The 16,662-nt window shown below is 45.6% G+C and carries 14 protein-coding genes and 2 pseudogenes; 8 read left to right on the forward strand and 8 right to left on the reverse strand.

Features of this window, described 5'->3' with window-relative positions; all coding sequences use genetic code 11:
* Positions 1-42: 42 nt before the first annotated feature.
* Together AC0YNT_RS25875 and AC0YNT_RS25880 are read right to left on the reverse strand one after the other, a co-directional pair.
* Positions 43-585: a hypothetical protein gene (locus AC0YNT_RS25875; RefSeq protein ID WP_475807191.1), complete on the reverse strand. Its 543-nt coding sequence runs from the start codon at positions 583-585 to the stop codon at positions 43-45.
* A 106-nt stretch (positions 586-691) separates the two neighbouring features.
* Positions 692-1,912, reverse strand: a complete 1,221-nt coding sequence (locus tag AC0YNT_RS25880; protein WP_475807192.1) for an MFS transporter — start codon at positions 1,910-1,912, stop codon at positions 692-694.
* A gap of 123 nt (positions 1,913-2,035) precedes the next feature.
* Here AC0YNT_RS25880 and AC0YNT_RS25885 point away from each other — a divergent pair, with 123 nt between their 5' ends.
* The 3 genes from AC0YNT_RS25885 to AC0YNT_RS25895 all read left to right on the forward strand — a co-directional run bounded on the left by AC0YNT_RS25885 (position 2,036) and on the right by AC0YNT_RS25895 (position 3,633).
* Positions 2,036-2,830 (forward strand): helix-turn-helix domain-containing protein, encoded by a 795-nt coding sequence (locus AC0YNT_RS25885; protein ID WP_475807193.1) that lies wholly within the window; start codon positions 2,036-2,038, stop codon positions 2,828-2,830.
* A 117-nt stretch (positions 2,831-2,947) separates the two neighbouring features.
* Positions 2,948-3,319 carry a MerR family transcriptional regulator gene (locus AC0YNT_RS25890; RefSeq protein ID WP_475807194.1) on the forward strand — a complete coding sequence of 124 codons (372 nt, stop codon included), beginning with the start codon at positions 2,948-2,950 and terminating at the stop codon, positions 3,317-3,319.
* Positions 3,316-3,633 carry a thioredoxin family protein gene (locus AC0YNT_RS25895; protein WP_475807195.1) on the forward strand — a complete coding sequence of 106 codons (318 nt, stop codon included), beginning with the start codon at positions 3,316-3,318 and terminating at the stop codon, positions 3,631-3,633. Before AC0YNT_RS25890 ends, AC0YNT_RS25895 begins: the two co-directional genes overlap by 4 nt.
* 427 nt (positions 3,634-4,060) lie before the next feature.
* Here the strand turns inward: AC0YNT_RS25895 and AC0YNT_RS25900 are convergent.
* From AC0YNT_RS25900 to AC0YNT_RS25920, 5 genes and pseudogenes are all read right to left on the reverse strand, one after another.
* A pseudogene (locus AC0YNT_RS25900) lies at positions 4,061-4,168 on the reverse strand (SAM-dependent methyltransferase); the annotation flags it as partial.
* Between the two features lie 128 nt (positions 4,169-4,296).
* On the reverse strand, positions 4,297-5,862 hold the full coding sequence (locus tag AC0YNT_RS25905) for an ABC transporter substrate-binding protein (protein ID WP_475807196.1): 1,566 nt from the start codon (positions 5,860-5,862) through the stop codon (positions 4,297-4,299).
* Between the two features lie 130 nt (positions 5,863-5,992).
* On the reverse strand, positions 5,993-6,871 hold the full coding sequence (locus tag AC0YNT_RS25910; RefSeq protein ID WP_208420345.1) for a carbohydrate ABC transporter permease: 879 nt from the start codon (positions 6,869-6,871) through the stop codon (positions 5,993-5,995).
* A gap of 19 nt (positions 6,872-6,890) precedes the next feature.
* A complete protein-coding gene (locus tag AC0YNT_RS25915) occupies positions 6,891-7,883 on the reverse strand; it encodes an ABC transporter permease subunit (protein WP_475807197.1) in 993 nt (330 codons plus the stop codon).
* A gap of 178 nt (positions 7,884-8,061) precedes the next feature.
* The gene (locus AC0YNT_RS25920; RefSeq protein ID WP_475807198.1) at positions 8,062-10,371 is read right to left on the reverse strand and encodes a helix-turn-helix domain-containing protein; all 2,310 of its coding nucleotides are present in this window, start codon (positions 10,369-10,371) and stop codon (positions 8,062-8,064) included.
* Between the two features lie 205 nt (positions 10,372-10,576).
* Between AC0YNT_RS25920 and AC0YNT_RS25925 the strand changes: the two genes are divergently transcribed.
* The 5 genes and pseudogenes from AC0YNT_RS25925 (at position 10,577) to AC0YNT_RS25945 (ending at position 15,701) form a co-directional block, all read left to right on the forward strand.
* The gene (locus AC0YNT_RS25925) at positions 10,577-12,664 is read left to right on the forward strand and encodes a right-handed parallel beta-helix repeat-containing protein (RefSeq protein ID WP_475807199.1); all 2,088 of its coding nucleotides are present in this window, start codon (positions 10,577-10,579) and stop codon (positions 12,662-12,664) included.
* 210 nt (positions 12,665-12,874) lie between these two features.
* Positions 12,875-13,429, forward strand: coding sequence for a VOC family protein (locus tag AC0YNT_RS25930; protein WP_475807200.1), 555 nt, complete (start codon positions 12,875-12,877; stop codon positions 13,427-13,429).
* Between the two features lie 123 nt (positions 13,430-13,552).
* Positions 13,553-14,373: pseudogene (locus AC0YNT_RS25935) on the forward strand (serine/threonine protein kinase).
* 81 nt (positions 14,374-14,454) lie between these two features.
* Positions 14,455-15,237: an SDR family oxidoreductase gene (locus tag AC0YNT_RS25940; protein WP_475807201.1), complete on the forward strand. Its 783-nt coding sequence runs from the start codon at positions 14,455-14,457 to the stop codon at positions 15,235-15,237.
* A 107-nt stretch (positions 15,238-15,344) separates the two neighbouring features.
* On the forward strand, positions 15,345-15,701 hold the full coding sequence (locus AC0YNT_RS25945; RefSeq protein WP_475807202.1) for a hypothetical protein: 357 nt from the start codon (positions 15,345-15,347) through the stop codon (positions 15,699-15,701).
* A gap of 21 nt (positions 15,702-15,722) precedes the next feature.
* Here AC0YNT_RS25945 and AC0YNT_RS25950 read toward each other — a convergent pair whose 3' ends face one another.
* Entirely contained in the window at positions 15,723-16,553 is an 831-nt protein-coding gene (locus tag AC0YNT_RS25950) for a methyltransferase domain-containing protein (RefSeq protein WP_475807203.1), read from the reverse strand.
* Between the last annotated feature and the right edge of the window lie 109 nt (positions 16,554-16,662).

Raw genomic sequence — 16,662 nt, forward strand, 5'->3', positions numbered from 1 at the left:
CGTGAAAAAGAGGGGATTTGTCCCCTCTTTTTCTTTTACCTATCAAAAATCATATTTTACATACTTACTAATGATTTCTTCATCCTCTATATCTTCAAACCATTCCGAATGAATCCATAGCGGAATTTGCAGAATCGATTCCAGCTGCCCAATAGCCGCCTCGAGGTCTTCTTGATTAAGGGTCTGTATGATTTGTTCGGTATGGTTATGACCAAGCAGTTCAGCGAGAGTAGTGATGTCTGCCTCTTTGCTTTCCAGTTCATACTCTTCTTGAGTCGATTCGGAGCACCATAAGTGTCCAGTCATATACTCGCCGCTTTGGAACAGATTGATCTCCAGCACATCGTCATCAAAGTAGGAGCAGGTTAATACGGGATAGGATAGGTAACGGGATAGCGTCTCACCACATGCTTCAGAGGAACCCCAGCCAAACGAGTCATTGAGAATGCTCACCCAGCCCGATTCGAATGTGCTGAGATACATGACCTCTGCTGCCTTGCTCACGCTTATCATTTCTTTCAGAGCTGCTAGCACTTCATCAATCTGATTCGTTCTAACATGAATGTTTCCAAATTTAGTTCCCATTCATTCAATCTCTCACTTTCTATTTACAATGGCTTCAATTAGCAGATAAGCATATCAATTGTAATAGAATTTATTGGAGATTGAATCTGGAAAATAAAGCTTATTTCTATATCGCTTTACGCATCAGCTTCGAATCCTTGGGCAGCAGGAAGGCGCATAATCCTAGCAGCGGAAGGAAGGAGCAAAGCTCGATCGTAAAGGCAACATCCTTCACGTCGGTAAGCCATCCGAGCAGGACGGAGCCGAGGCCTCCCATGCCAAACGCCAGCCCGAAGAATAAACCGGATACGGTTCCGATATGACGTGGCAGCAGCTCCTGCGCATACACGATAATAACGGAGAAACCGGACATGAGGATCAGGCCAATTGCACAGCAGAGTACCATAGCAATGGCGGGATTAACGTAAGGGAGCAGCAGCGAGAACGGTGCTGTTCCAGTAATAGAGATCCAGATCATTGTTTTACGGCCAAACTTGTCAGCAAGTGGTCCTCCAAGAAGGGTACCAACCATGCCGGCAAATTGCAGCGCGAATAAGCAAATTTGGGCACGGGAGAATGACAGATTGTAATGATCAATGAAATAGAACGAGTAATAACCGGTCATCCCCGCAATATAGACGAATTTGGAAAAGAGCAGAATGATAAGCAGCAGCATGGTACCTGCAATAAAAATAGTCGAATGCGGCGACTCTGCATCCAGCATTTTATTTGCAGCTTTCTTAGCGGATGCCGCGAATGTAAGCTGACTAGCATACCAGCGGCTGATGATGATCTGGACAGCGATGCCAACGACAGCGAAAATCGTAAACCATAAGAAGCCTTGCTGCCCATGCGGCATTAATAAGAAGGCAACGAGCAGAGGTGCCAGTGCTTGGCCAGTATTGCCGCCCACTTGGAAGACCGATTGTGCCATACCCTTGCCGCTTGAAGCAGCCATTCGGGCTACCCGGGAAGATTCCGGATGCAGAACGGAAGAGCCTACGCCGATAAGAGTCGCAGATACAAGTAACATCCAGAAGGTGTCTGCATAAGCGAAGCCAATTACACCTGCTAGGGAGAAAAGCATCCCAAGAGGAAGCAGAAACGGCATTGGCCGGCGGTCGGATATGTATCCGATGAAGGGCTGTAGTATGGACGCTGTAATGTTGAGCATAAAGGCAACCCAGCCGATTTTGGTAAAGCTCAGATGCATGGTGGATTGAAAGAGTGGAAAAGACGAAGGCACGGCGGTCTGCATCGCATCATTCAGCAGATGGGCGAAGCTGACGCCAAACAGCATCCAGATCGCTGGATTGCGCTGAGCCTGTATGGCAGCGGTTTGATTCATTGCGTTGTACTCCTTTTTTGATTTTTTTCCAGTATAGCGGGAGAAGGGGAACAAGGTCGTTGCGAAAAGTGCTGCAAACCGAGCAACTTTTGCTATAATGATGGCAGGTGAAGAGACATGGAGATGAAGGTAGAAACGGATTGGATCGAGTTATGGCAAGGAAGCCATAACTTCAAGAATGTTCCCCATAAGCATGAGGACTGGATGCAGGTTACGCTGCCGATCAAGGGCATCTGTCATTTTACGCAGGAAGAGCATAGTTACGGCTTGAGAGAAGGCAGTGGCCTACTTCAGCCGCCAGGTACGGAGCATCATTTTTATCTGGGAGAGCAGTCTTCGGTAATTATCCTGAAGGTACGCGAACGCGGGAACGGTGGGATGGCATCTATTGATCCGCAATTCATAGCTGGAACGGGTCATGATATTAAGCAGACTTTTCAGGCTGATGATATAGTCGGCCGTTTCCGTCAATGGATGCTGGCTCTTATACAGGGTCAGGCCTTGGCCGATCCGCTCGCAGTGCAGGAAGTGGAGCAGGATGTTGTCTCTTATCTGGGCGGCATGCTGAAGCTTGGTGAGAAGGAACGAATGCCTTCAGGTATTTCAGATCCGCATATTCTTCGGGCTTTATCCTACATTCATGACTGTTACGAAGAGATGATTAACATTGATGAGCTGGCTGGAATTGCGCTGCAAAGCCGTTATCATTTCATTCGTTCCTTCCGGGAAGCAACAGGCACAACGCCGTATCAATATTTGCTCAAGCTGCGGATTAAGGAAGCCATGAACCGGCTGCGCCGCTCAGAAGCTACAATTGGTCAAATAAGCGTGGATCTTGGTTTCTCAAGCACCAGTCAATTCCACCGCGCTTTTCTCAAAATGACCGGCGTAACGCCACAAGCTTATAGACTGCAATGAAGCAAGAGAGAGACCCTTCCGATTCGGAAGGGTCTTTGTGTAAAATGCCGCTTGACCCTCACACTAATGTCAGGGTATATAATCAACTCGAATCGACGATGCAGGAGGCGTAAAAGGATGAAAATCGGAGAGCTGTCGGAGCGTACCGGAGTTAGTCTGCGGTCATTGCGTTATTATGAGGAGCAAGGCCTGCTAACACCAATCCGGCTGGATAACGGTTATCGGGAGTATTCACCACTTGCGGAGGAGCAGGTGAAGACGATTCAGCTGTACCTGCATCTTGGCTTATCGACGGAGCAGATTGCAGGCTTCTTACATTGCGTCTTGATGAATAAAGAGTCGTTCTGCCAAGAGGTACTCCCGATCTACCGTCAGAAGCTTGAAGAGATTGAGTCTCAAATCCATCTGCTGAACAATATTAAAACCAACCTCGAAGACCGCATTCAGTCGATTCTAGATGAACAGAAGGAAGCGGAGGAGAGAAAATGAGTGTAACTAAGATTGATGATGTTGGCTTTCAGAATGCAATTCGGCAGCAAGGTGTAACACTAGTCGAGTTTGGAGCAAAATGGTGCCCACCGTGCAAAGTGCTGCTCCCCATTCTTGATGAGCTGCAGCAGGAAGAAGGAGAGAGGGTATCGATCCTGCAGGTAGACTGTGACGAATCACCGGACATTGCCTCGCAGTTTGGCGTCATGTCGATGCCAACCGTTATTGTTTTTCACAACGGTGAGCCTGTAGACAAGTTTATTGGCCTACGGCCAAAGGATGTATATCAACAAGCGATTGCCAAGTATGCGTAACGGCAATGCTAAGAAGCCGCGGAAGGATTCCGCGGCTGTTTTTTTTATAGACACTGGCTAGACTGGATTCTGTACAGCAAAATGCCCTCGATTCTACTGTACGAGTTGGCAGGTTGGATTCCATACAATGAAATTTAGCACGGAAGGGTCCCCTGTGGCATTACTCGCCGATTTGACTGTATGAATTCCAACATAGCTTTACCACAATGGATCTGCGGCAGTTTAGGTTGGATGGTTTCCAATCTAGCACAGCCAGGTTTGCCCGATTCGAACGAATACCGTTCTACAGCCTAGCTGTAATCACAAAACGCGCAGCATTGGTCTTGATTCCTTTATCTGTTTGGTTGTTTAAAACAAACTGATAAAGGATGTGATAGTCTAGCTCTTATTCGCCGAAATTAGGAATAATAGGCGTGTGGGTCAACAGAAAGAAATTCCATTGCACACCCTCTGAAATACATTTCACATGGCTTAAATCCCATCCGTTAATCTTGCCCACTTTATCATAAAATTGTTTGTATTCGATCTCGTTCATTAATGATCACCCACTACCTAAATATAGCTATAAAGAGTAATGTAATGCGAGATAAAGTTTAGATATAACGAATTAAACAGAAAGGGCAGCCCTCAAGCCATTGGCTCTTAGGGCTACCCATTTCTAATTTATTTCAATCCTTTTTGCGTCAGGAACGCATCCCACTGCTTCGCAACCTCTTGGTCTACCTTCTCAGCACCGGATGCTTTCAGCTTAGATACGTACTCGGGAAGAACTTTGTTTGGATCAACCGCACCAGTCTCGAGCGCCGTTTCATATTCGTTTTTCACGGCGTTGATATTGGCGATTTCCGCTTTGACACTTTCCTCATTCACGGTAAATCCGCTGCTCGCAAGTACAACGGCATTATCATTTAATTCAATTGTTTTTTGCCAAGTGTCCGCTGCTTGCCCTGGTTTCAGATACGCATTAAATTGGTTGCCGAATACCCAGTCTCCGTTAGGAGCATAGCCGGAGCCTTCAATTGGTTCAATAAAGGTATCGTCGACTTTCTTGTAGTGCGTGCCTTCGATTCCGTTACAAATCAAATTGTACAAATATTTATCGGTATTCAGAAGATTAATAAGCATTAGAGCGCGTTCTGGGTTCTTAGAACTTTTATTAATAACATGCATAGCGCTTGCGATACCCGTGAAATAGCTGTCGGAGATTGGAACGTACACGACATCATTGCCGCCGTTTATCGCTTTTTCGCCAATCTCGCCGCCTGGTTTAGAAGTGAACTCGATGGATACCGCAACGTTTCCTTTTGCCTTCAGATCATTAATGTTCTGCAGGACAGGAGCATCCTGATTGATATAACCATTCTCGTACCATTCATGAAGCTTTTGGAAATAAGGAAGGCGATCATTTGCTGTGTTTAGGAAAGTAGATAACGTATAGGCTGGATCATCCTTCACATAGAACACCGGAGAGCCGTCTGTACCAACTGCTTTTGGATCAATGTACATACCACGGGAGTTTTGAGCCAGCCCGAGTGGAACAACATCTGGTTCGTTCTCTTTCAAAGTTTTAAGGAACGGCTCGATGTCGCTGTAGCTATGAATAGTGGAGACGTCCAAGCTGTATTTATCGATGAAACGTTTTTGGATAATTAAGCTCTTCTGCTTAGCAGCTACTTGATAGATTGGGAAGCCGTATACTTTGCCGTCTGCAGCAAGCATATCAGGCCAGAATTTATCTGGAATATTCGCGCGAGCCTCCGGCGCATATTTGGCGATCATGTCATCGGTAAGCTCAAGATAAGCACCGCGGTCAATGTATGGCTGATAGTTGCCGAGCCAGCCTTTAGAGCTCCAGGCAATATCGAAATTCTCGTTAGCAGCAAGCATGGCATTCAACTTCGGCTCGTATTCATCGAATGTGAGTGGCTTCAGCTCAACGGTCGCATTGATTTTTTCCTGCAAATATTTATTGATCTCTTCATTGACCAGCTTTTGGTCTTTACCTGGATCGGCTGCAACTGGATAGATGAACGTAAGCTTAACGGGGTCCAAAGCAGGCTCCGTTGATTCAGCAGGCGTTTCGCTGGCAGCAGTAGTAGGTTCTGTAGTAGGTGCAGGCGTTGCATTATTATTCCCGTTGTTATTGCTGGAGCAAGCAGCGAGAATGACAAACAATAAGGTGACAGACAGAAGTTTGGCGATCAATTGATTCTTTTTGTTGTTGTTCACCATGAACCCTCCAATTATAGTTCCTAGTTTAGTATTACTACACTTTTTAAAGCAAACCTGCTAAAGCCAAGTAAAACAAGCTAGATGTCCAGACCACCTCCTAAAAAGAATGATGCCATCACTCAATTAGTTATCCCTTGAGGGAGCCCACCGTTAACCCCTTCACAAAGTACTTCTGGAAGAAAGGGAAGATGAACAGCATCGGTCCGCTCGCAACAATCGCCATGGCCATCCGGACGGTCAAGGTTGGGAACTGAGCAAATTTGAGCTTATCTGCCACTTCAGCCATCGGCGAATTTGCAAGAAACTCGGCTTGCGATAAGATCCTTACTAGCAGCAGCTGAAGCGGAACATATTTATCGTTGTCGATAAAGAGCAGCGCGTAGAACCATTCGTTCCAGTAGCCAAAGGCGATGAACAGGCCAAGAGTTGCAAGAGCAGGTGTGGAGAGCGGTAATATGATCTGGAAAAAGATTCGATACTCCTTCGCCCCATCTACCTTCGCCGATTCGATAATTTCCTTAGATATTTTATCGAGGAAGCCTTTCATAATCATGATGTTGAACGGACTCATCACGGTAGGAATGATGAGAGCGGCGAGTGAATTTTTCAAATGCAGGTACTGAGTCATCAGAATGTAGAACGGAATTAACCCACCGTTGAACAGCATTGTGAAGAAGACATAAAACGTCAGTGGCCGCTGATAGCGGAAATCACTCCGGGAAATCGGGTAAGCAATTAATGCAGTCATGAAGAGCGACAACAAGGTGCCAACAATGGTGATTGTAATTGTCACTCCGTAGCCCCGCAGCAGGGATTCGGGCTTCTCGAATACAATGCGGTAAGCCTCTAGGCTCCATTCTTTAGGGATAAACTGATAGCCGAAATCGTGAAGGCTGTTCTCCGAAGTGAGCGAGATGGCGACCACAAGAACAAAGGGCATAGCGATCAAGAAACAGACGATAATGAAATACAGATTAATGATAGAATCAGCGAATTTAAGCTTCATGGGCGGATGGCCTCCTCAGTCAGAAAAGCGCATTGTCTTTGTCAATGCGGCGTACAATCAAGTTGGCAGATACGACGGTTATAAGTCCTACTACAGATTGCAGGAACCCAACGGCAGCAGCGGAGTTAATATCTCCAAGCTTCGTCAAGGCACGGTAGACGTAGGTGTCGATAATATCAGTGGTCGGGAAGTTTGGCCCAACGTTATTCGGAACGAAGTAATGCAGCCCGAAGTCCCCTCTGAAAATATTGCCGAGACCAAGAATAAACAAGATGATGATAAGCGGCTTCAGAAGCGGGAGTGTTATACGGGTCATCATCTGTACACGGGAAGCACCGTCCAGCCTTGCAGCTTCATAATAATCGGTGCTGATCCCCGTAATGCCGGCATAATAGACAAGAGTGGAGAAGCCCACGCCTTTCCAAAGTGCAACAAGCGGCAGGATGAACAGCCATGGTGTTGTTTCCAAATACCAGTTATGCGTCTTTACACCAAAGAAAGTAAGAACCGTATTCAGATATCCGTTCTGGAAATCCAGAAAGGCGCTGCCGATATAGCCGACCAGTACCATGGAGATGAAGTAGGGAAGGAACAAGGTAGTCTGGTACACTTTTACCAGCTTTCCGCTAAGCTCATTGAGCAGCAGGGCCAGCAAGAGAGAGACGGCCATCGTGAGTAAAATATAAGTGAAGTTGTACAGCAGCGTGTTGCGAATAATCCGGAAAGCATCCTGCGCCTTGAATAGAAACTCGAAGTTTTGAAGACCAACCCATTTGCTGCCGAATATCCCCTGATCATATCGGAAATATTTGAAGGCCAGGATTAACCCGACCATGGGCATGTAAGCAATAACTAATTTGAATAAGATGCCGGGCAGGGCAAGCAAGAGCAGCTCGCGGTTTCGGCGGATATGCCAGAACTCCTTGGCAAGCCAGTTTTTTCGTTTGGGCTTCTTAAGGCTAGCAGGCGTTTCCGGGCCGCTGGGAACACCGGCAGACGGGACGTTGGACAAGTGCATCTCCTCCATTCTTTGCTGAGTCCAGCATGCCATGACCATCATTGTCAGAGATAGAGTTCAATCATTGAAAAGCTGTAGAAGCAAGGTGTACTTATTGCGAATTACTGTTTATTACAGGTTTGCGGCATGCAAAAACCGCCTGCATCCTTGGTAGGATAGCAGGCGGTTTGGCCTAGGATATTGATTTCTTGATCCGGAATTCTTTTGGCGTGCTGCCGAACTTGCTTTTGAATAAGCGGAAAAAGTAGCTTTGATTGCCGTAGCCGACCTTCTCCATGATCTCCATGATTGTACTATCCTCCTTAAGCAGCAGCTCTTGCGCCCTGCTCAAGCGAACATCATTTAAATATTCCGTAATCGTTAATCCGCAGCTGTCTTTGAATAGCTTGCCAACATAAGCGGAGCTTAATTTGACCGTTGAAGCAATGGACTGCTGATTGAGATTGTAGTCGGCGTATTTTTGCCAGATAAGCTCTTTGACGGTCTCAATAATCATTTCATTCCGTTCCATACTGGAGGGCTTTGCTTCTTCACAAATGGCCGTGCATAGAGATAAGAAAGCCAAATGAAGCTCGTCGAGTGTATAGTAGTCCTGCGGCAGGAGCGGGATACGCTCGACATCCATCGAAAGGTGGGTAATCCGGTTGCTCGTAATATCGGCCGCTGCATTTTTGATAATCCACGCCATATCCGAAATAGCCCTTCTCATATCCTCAAGCTGCAGCTTTGCTAGAATGTCGAATGCCCGTTCAAGCTCACTTCCGGCGTCGGTCAGTTTCCCTTTCCTGATCGCTTCGGACAGCTTCTTCTCTACATCATCAGGCAGAGATTTCTGCTTGTTATCCAGATTTGTACGTATATTCTGAGCTTCTATAGTGGCTTGATAACCCATCAGTATACTGTATTGGCTAAGCTGGTAGGACTGATAGTAGCTGGAAGACAGCTGGTTAAGCTGCCCCGTGCTGTCACTGATACCGCATGTAAGAGAGAGGGAATAGAAGCGGTCCAGTACTTGCTGTACATCAGTTATTAAAGGCTTAATGAGCGCTGGATCAAGAGGCATGCCGGATAGGATGAAAGTAAAATGATCCTGCTGCATGTCGATGATCTCACAGCCGAATGTCTGAGACATGATTTCTTTTGTAATATTCGTAATGGCAAAGCTGTGCAGCTTCTTCATCTCTGGAGATGTTCTTCGATCATACTCATCGTAACGGTCAAGCCGAAGGGTACACACCATATAAGGGCCGCTTGGTGCAAGCTGCAGCTCATGCTTCATAATTAACTGCCGCATATCCATTTCCGAAAGGCTCCGGCTGTCGGTCAAAAATTTACGGATATAATATTTACGCACAATCTGCTCGGAGCTGATCTCCTGCAGCTGTCCGGACAACTGCTCATAAACATCACTCATTGCATCGAGCTCGCTGCGCGATCTTGGGGAAGGCTCCTGAATGTTTCGCATATGCGGCAGGATTCGCTTCATCATCGTTTCAATGGGGCCATAAAGTTTATAGCTCAGCCAGATGGAGATCCCGATGGAAATAAGGATAAAAGCGCCGGTAAGCATTAAATTCCGTGTGCGCATATCTGAGACGGCTTGCATTAATTGCTTGTAAGGCTGCATGTAAAGAATGGTCCAGTCACCAATACCACGAAGATAAGTCACCATAACCTTCTGCCCTCCGGCCTTGCCAATAACAAAACCGGATTCGCTTGGTTCCCCTGCGTTGTCATTACGAATCAATCGCCCGATATCTTCTTGATTGAAAGTCTGGGCGGAATCACCGCTTTCGAACAACTGGCCGCTGGATGTCTGAATCAGAATGTCCCCGGTATTCCCATTCCCGGTTCCATTAAGCTTGCTAAGACTCTCGAATACCCAGTCAGGCTTGATAAACAAAATAATCGCCGATTGATCCGGGGTAAAAGGCCGATACGTATCTGTCACAATAAAAGCAAAGGCGTCAATGCCATTGGAGTTATTGAAGCTGAACGGGATGAGTCTGGATGCGGGCAAGCTGCCATTGGTATGCAGCAGCCACTGAAGAATGCTGTTTTTTGTCGTACCGCCGTCTACGAGAAAATCGCTGGAGGAGCCGTAAAGCTCTCCGGATGTAGCATTATAAACAGACATCGAGTGCAGGAAGGAAGAGCTTTCGAGCATATTGTACATTTGCTGATAGCCGCGAATATAGTCCATTTTGGGAAGATTGCTGCTAAACATGAGAGGGATCAAGGCATTATCCCGATAGGCGAAAGAAGATAGATGGACAATAATTTCATTCATATAAGAAAGGTTGTATTGCGTCTGGGTAAGAACCTTTAAGTTCGCTTCCTCTTGGACATTCTTAACCGACCTCTCCAGCAAGTAGGTGTTAACTGCGGATAAGCCTGTGAGGATAAGAGCCATGGTCAGCATGATTGAGAATAATACACGTTTAAAATATTTCTTGGATGTAAAGTAGCCGTATGCCTTCATGAGCATCCTACTCCTTTATCAAGCATGAGGTCTATATTATAGTTGTAAACGCTATCAACCGCTTGCGCAAGGGTTATTTTAGCTAAAATCACCTTATAAATGGCAGATACCGGGATCGTACGCTTTTTAGCATATTGTGCAGTTTACAGCCTTTCCGTACATATGGCAGTGTGGAGCTAAACGATGATCATAAGGCGGTGCAGGAATGCAGGGAATACAAGTACTCTATGTTAGTCCGTCAGCAGGTATGAGCGGTAATGGCAGTAAGGAGCAGCCTTTCCATGATATACGCGAAGCACAACTAGCCGTTCGGTCGATGATCGCAAGAGGCGTGACAGGAGGAATAACCGTTATTGTCCGTGGGGGGACTTATACCCTTGATGAACCACTTCACTTTGGGTGTGAGGATTCGGATGCTAAGAACTGTCCTGTTATTTACCGCAATGCAGAAGGAGAGATACCTGAACTGGTCGGCGGGATGGTTTTGACGGAGTGGGAGCCTTACGGGGACGGCATATGGACGGCGAAAGTTCCGGAGGGAGTGAGGTTTCAAACCTTATATGCAGACGGGGAGCGTGTTGCGAAGGTCAGGATGCCGGCATCCGGTTATTATCATTCGCTTTCCATTGATGGTGATGGACGGGCAGGTATTGGTTATCGAGAGGGTGAGTTTCCGAAAGGGCTAGCTGCAGAGGGGATTCAAGCCTATATCTGGCCGGGCGGCGGGGAAGCGAATTGGTTTGCTGAGACGATTCCGGTTGCTGTTATTGATGATGTTGAGCACAAAATTATGTTTAAGAGACCAAGCTGCTGGGGGATTGGAGAAGGCTCGCGTTATTATTTGCAAGGCTCGCTTACGTTCCTGCGGGAGCCTGGCCAGTTTCATTTGGATGAAAAGATTGGTGTACTCTACTATCGTCCGCGAAGCGGGACTCCACTTGACCAACGCGTGGTAGTGCCTTTAATGACCAGGCTAGTGGATATTCAGGGGGATAGTGAGGAGCAAAGAGTATCGGGGCTGACCATCACAGGATTAACGCTTAAATGCAGTGATTTCTATGAAGATTTCCGAATGATGAGAGAAGAACCAGGTATGGATAACGCCGAACCAGATGAGAATCGGAACGGTATTGTCTATATGCGTAATGTTCGCAGCATTGAGCTCTCGCATTGTGTCATTCGGGAGTCGGGAACCTGTGGTGTATACTTAGACCGCTGTGCGGAAGAGGTCAGGCTAGTGCACAATCGAATTGAGCGGGTTGGTCATACTGGTATTTACGCATCGGGATACGCTCCTGGTGAGGGGGAGTTTCAGGACTGTATAACTCCCTATCAAAATAAAGGTCATCTCATTACGGATAATGTAATTACCTGCGGGGGAGAGCTCATTGGCCATGGGAGCGGAATTGTCCTATACCAATGTGGAGATTGTGATATTGCCCATAATCAGATCTCGAATATGCCCCGGTACGGCATTTCGATGAAAGGACTGCGTTATCAGGTGATGCCTTCCAAGCTATGGGGGACATCGGTTACGTGGGACAATCATGCTTCCTTTCTTTTTACACGCAATAACCGTATTCGGCATAATGATTTGTCCAACGTTATGACGGATAGTCAGGATGGCGGGATTATTGAGTCCTGGGGAATCGGCCGAGGTAATCGTATCCACGGGAACCATCTGCATCACAGCGGTATTCATTTCTCCTTTGGGTTCGGCATTTACCTCGATGACGCCTCCAATGATGTAGAGGTTACCCACAATGTACTTGATCATTTGTACCAGACGGGGGAAGGCAAGCTGTGGATGGCGATTTTCTCGAAAGGGATCGGGAACCGGATTATCAACAATCTAATCACAAATAATGAATCGGAATGTGCCATTGGTACGCAAGAGATGGTTGGCGAGAGCAACCGGGATATTGTAATTGAGTCAAACATCATATCCAACTCAGGAAATATGTATTGCCATGTCAATTGGAGCGAGGAGCGATTGGCATATGCAGATCGCAATTTGTACTGGCGCAGCGGCGAAGCACCAATCGTATCGGGTGAGCTGCCTGCACCATCAATTGGAGTAAGCAAAGTCTGGGGTAAGTTATATGCCTGGGAGTCATGGCGGGAACTGCAGGATGGGAAGTTTGATGCACAGACGATACTTGCACCTATTGGTTTCGTGGATGAGGCGAATGGAGATTATCGATTAGCGCCTGAGTCACCTGCTTACACGCTTAGGTGGGAGGATATTGATTTTTCGAAGTTTGGTCCACGGGTGAAACCTGATGCCGAATAGTAAGGTATTAGTCTAGAACACTAATCTGGCTAAGGGGTTGAAAGTCTGGAGAAGATTATCCCGATTTTACCATGTCCATCGCTCAAAGAGCAGACAGCATTCTATGAGATTCTAGGATTTCAAATCGAAAAGCTGTACACACGTCCTAATCCGTATGCCGTTCTGAAGTATGGTTCAATTGAATTGCATTTCTATGGCAGCAAAAAAATATTGCCTAATGAAAACCCGAATATGTGCTATATCATGGTTGAGGATGTCGATCAAATCTATGAGCGTTTTACCTCATCCTTGAAAAAAAAGACAGGCAAAATTTCACGCAGTGGAATACCTCGCATTTCCAAGCTGAAGGATCTGGCTGAAGACAGACGGTTTATATTGACCGATGTTGGGGGAAATACGTTTTTTGTAGGTACACCTAATACGAAGCTATCTGTCGACAGCGTATTTTTTAGAACAATTGATAGTCCGGAGTATTTAAACCATTTCGAGGTTATGTATGATTTGATGTACTCGAAGGAAGACAGCCATTCGGCCTCGCTGATGTGGACTAAGTTCTTCCCGGAGGATACGAGCAAGCTTATTGCCAGTGATCTGGATATAGCGAAAATCCTGCTGGTCGCGCTTGATATCGATTTGCACGAGCAGCAAGCCGTCAATCAAGAGATGGATGATAAGCTTAAAGCTTTGTTACAACAATATGGGCAAGAGGAATCAGACTGGGCTAGGATTGCTCAGAAGTATAATGACATAATGAATGTAGAATGAGCTTTTATGGGGATGAACACGTAAGACCTGATGGTCTTGCGTGTTTTTGTTGTGATCTCTATGTAGTTGTCTTACCTGACAGTAATTGAATAAAACTCCCTGATTGTTCATACCTTTTGTTGAATTGATTGGCTGAAGAAATTAGGGAAAGTATTTGAAGTGTTTGACCAACAAGACTCTGGCAACATTAGCTTTGGTGTTGAACAAAACGGCGAGAAGCTATTTATTAAATATGCAGGTGCCAAAATGATAAACAACTTCTACGGGAATACCGAAATCCCGATTGAGAATCTTAAAGCTGCGGTCAGCGTTTATCAACAATTAAGGCATCCCTATCTGATTGAAATGGTTGATCATTTTGAAGTGAACTCTGGATATGCAATCATCTTCAAATGGTTTGAAGGTGAGACGCTTAACCCACATTACTCTTTTCCATCTCCGGCCAAATATAATGATCCGAAGTCCCCGTTTTATAGATTTAAACATTTGTCAGTAGAACAAAGGTTGATTTCATTGGATCATATTTTTTCATTTCATGAATTTGTAGAACAAAAAGGTTATGTTGCCATTGATTTTTTTGATGGAAGTCTACTCTATGATTTTGCGAGAAACGAAATTAAAATATGTGATATTGATCTATATCAGAAGAAACCTTATTACAATAACACGGGTGATGTTTGGGGATCCCGCACTTCAGGAACCTTTCGTTTTATGAGCCCTGAAGAGTTTATATTAGGTGCTGAGATAGATAACGTTCAAACGTGTATACAATGGGCTTGTTTGCTTTTGCCCTATTAGGCGGTAAGCTTGACCGTTCATTGGAGAAGTGGGAAGCAGAAAAGGGGCTTTATGAGGTTGCTTTAAAGGCAGTGAATGATGATAGATTAAGCAGATATTCTAGTGTAGTTGAATTTAAAGCAGCTTGGGACTCAGCGATTAAATAGAAGAGTAAGGGTTTGCCTGTTGTGCTCACTCGCAGGATAATGGAAATAAATTGAAGAGTTAAAAAGGAGGTCATTGTCTTAATGGGACTCAAACTTAAGGGACGTGTGGCCATCGTTACTGGTGCCAGTCGTGAACGGGGTATAGGAACAGCCATTTGTAGAGCATTAGCCTTAGAAGGGGCTGATATTCTTTTTACACATTGGGGCTCTTTCGACAAAATTCAAATATACGGTGAAGATAGCGGCTGGGAGAATCAACTACGTAAAGAGCTAGAAGAATTAGGTGTAAGAGCTGCTCATATGGAAGTTGATTTGGCTGATCCTCTTGCTGCGAATGAGATTCTTGATTATGCAGAGAAAACGTTGGGAACTCCTAGTATTCTCGTAAATAATGCAACTTACTGGGCGGAGTCAAACTACCGGACCCTCGACGCTGAAGTAATTGACCGCCATTATGCAGTAAATATAAGAGGTACAGGCTTACTATCTACGACATTTGCCCAAAGGTTTGAACAAGCACATGCAGGTTCAATACCAGGACGAATCATATTTATGGTATCGAAAGGTAATGATGCCAATAATCTTGCTTATTTAGCTACAAAAGGTGCACAAACCGCATTAATTGGACCCCTTTCGGTTGGCCTCGCTCCACTCGGGATTACAGTTAATGCAGTTGACCCTGGTCCAACGGATAGTGGTTGGATGGATGAAGATGTTAAGTCCTATTTACTGCCAATGTTCCCAATGGGGAGAATTGGACAGCCCGAAGATGCTGCAAGATTAATTACCTTCTTAGTGAGTGACGAAGCAGGCTGGGTTACGGGACAGCGAATAGTGTCAGAGGGCGGTTTTATAAATAAGTAGTCTGTAGAGGCAACTGATCAGAATGATCGGCTGCCTTTTGGGAGTAGAAAGTGAGGACTAACATCTTATTTGCAATTAGCGAAAGATGTGAGCGAGGTAACTTTAAGATGGTGAAGAAATTATTAGCTTCTTGTTTTATCGCTTTGTTTATTATTACAGTTATTTATGGTGTTTACGAAATGCAAAAACCGCTGCTTACGCAACAAGAGGCTCTAGCGAAAGCGAGATTGTATCTCGATTCGGTCAATCATCACTTGGACTTAACTTACAGAACCGATAGTATACCTACATATATTATTCTAGACAATGATACGTTTTGGAATAGAGCAACAGGGAATACAGTATGGGATATCTACCTTGACGATATTCTCATTACCATTGATGCCAATACAGGGAAGTTTAATAGAATGATTTTTCCCATGGATGGAGTAATTATGAGAGGTGAGCATCCCGACTGGTTTTAGCATGAAAACAAGAACTGCTATTTACGATTTTAGATGTACCTTCTGAGCCATAATCGTGCTCATCGCATGCTGATGAGGGATGCCGCTGGAGTTGCAGTCGAACACGATCTCAGCGCTGTCTTTGATCAGCCAGTCATGGTAATGGGTAAGCAGCTCGCCCGAATGCCATTTGTAGGCATGAGGTTCTTTTTCCGGTGGTGTCGCAATAAATGGCTTGTTCACGAATACGTTCAGAACGTGGACTCCGCCTGGATTCGTAAACTGTTTATAGTTCGCGAAAATCTCTTGGCGGAACTCCGGCTTTATATAGTGCAGCACACCGCTGGAGTACACAATGTCGTAGTGCGAGTCTAGCCTAAAATCCAACACATCCGCTTTGATAACATCCACATGGACGCCGGCCCCGTCAGCAAGTCGTTTCGTCTTCTCAATCCCGGCGTCCGACACATCAAGCCCCGTAACCTCATACCCATTCCGCGCAAAAAATACGGCGTCTCTGCCTTCACCACAGCCGATATCCAGCAGCTTAAGTCGTCTAGTTGGCGGCAATTGCTGCAGCACCTCATAGACACCACCGTTTGGCTCAGTTCCCCAGTAAAAATTCTCTGTTTTATATTCCTCTTCGTAGATCGTAATGGGCTGATCCTGCGACACATATCCAAGCAGCTTGTCGACGCTTACTTGAAGGGTACGGCATAATTCAGGCAGAAGCGAAAGGTCTGGCATCGTCTGCGCGTTCTCCCATTTGGACACAGCTTGAAAAGAAATACCAAGCCTTGTAGCGAGTTCCTCTTGCGTCAGTCCTCTTTCTTTCCGATAAATGCTGATGTTACGCGCTAACTTCTCTTTCATAAGCCCCTCACACTCCTTTGTTTTTACTTATTCTATTGAAGTTATTTAGCACGAACAATAACTTCCTAATTGATTTTTCAGGAGACTCAACCTGTGGTTGAGTTTGGTT

It is taken from the genome of Paenibacillus sp. J22R56 (assembly GCF_056269375.1).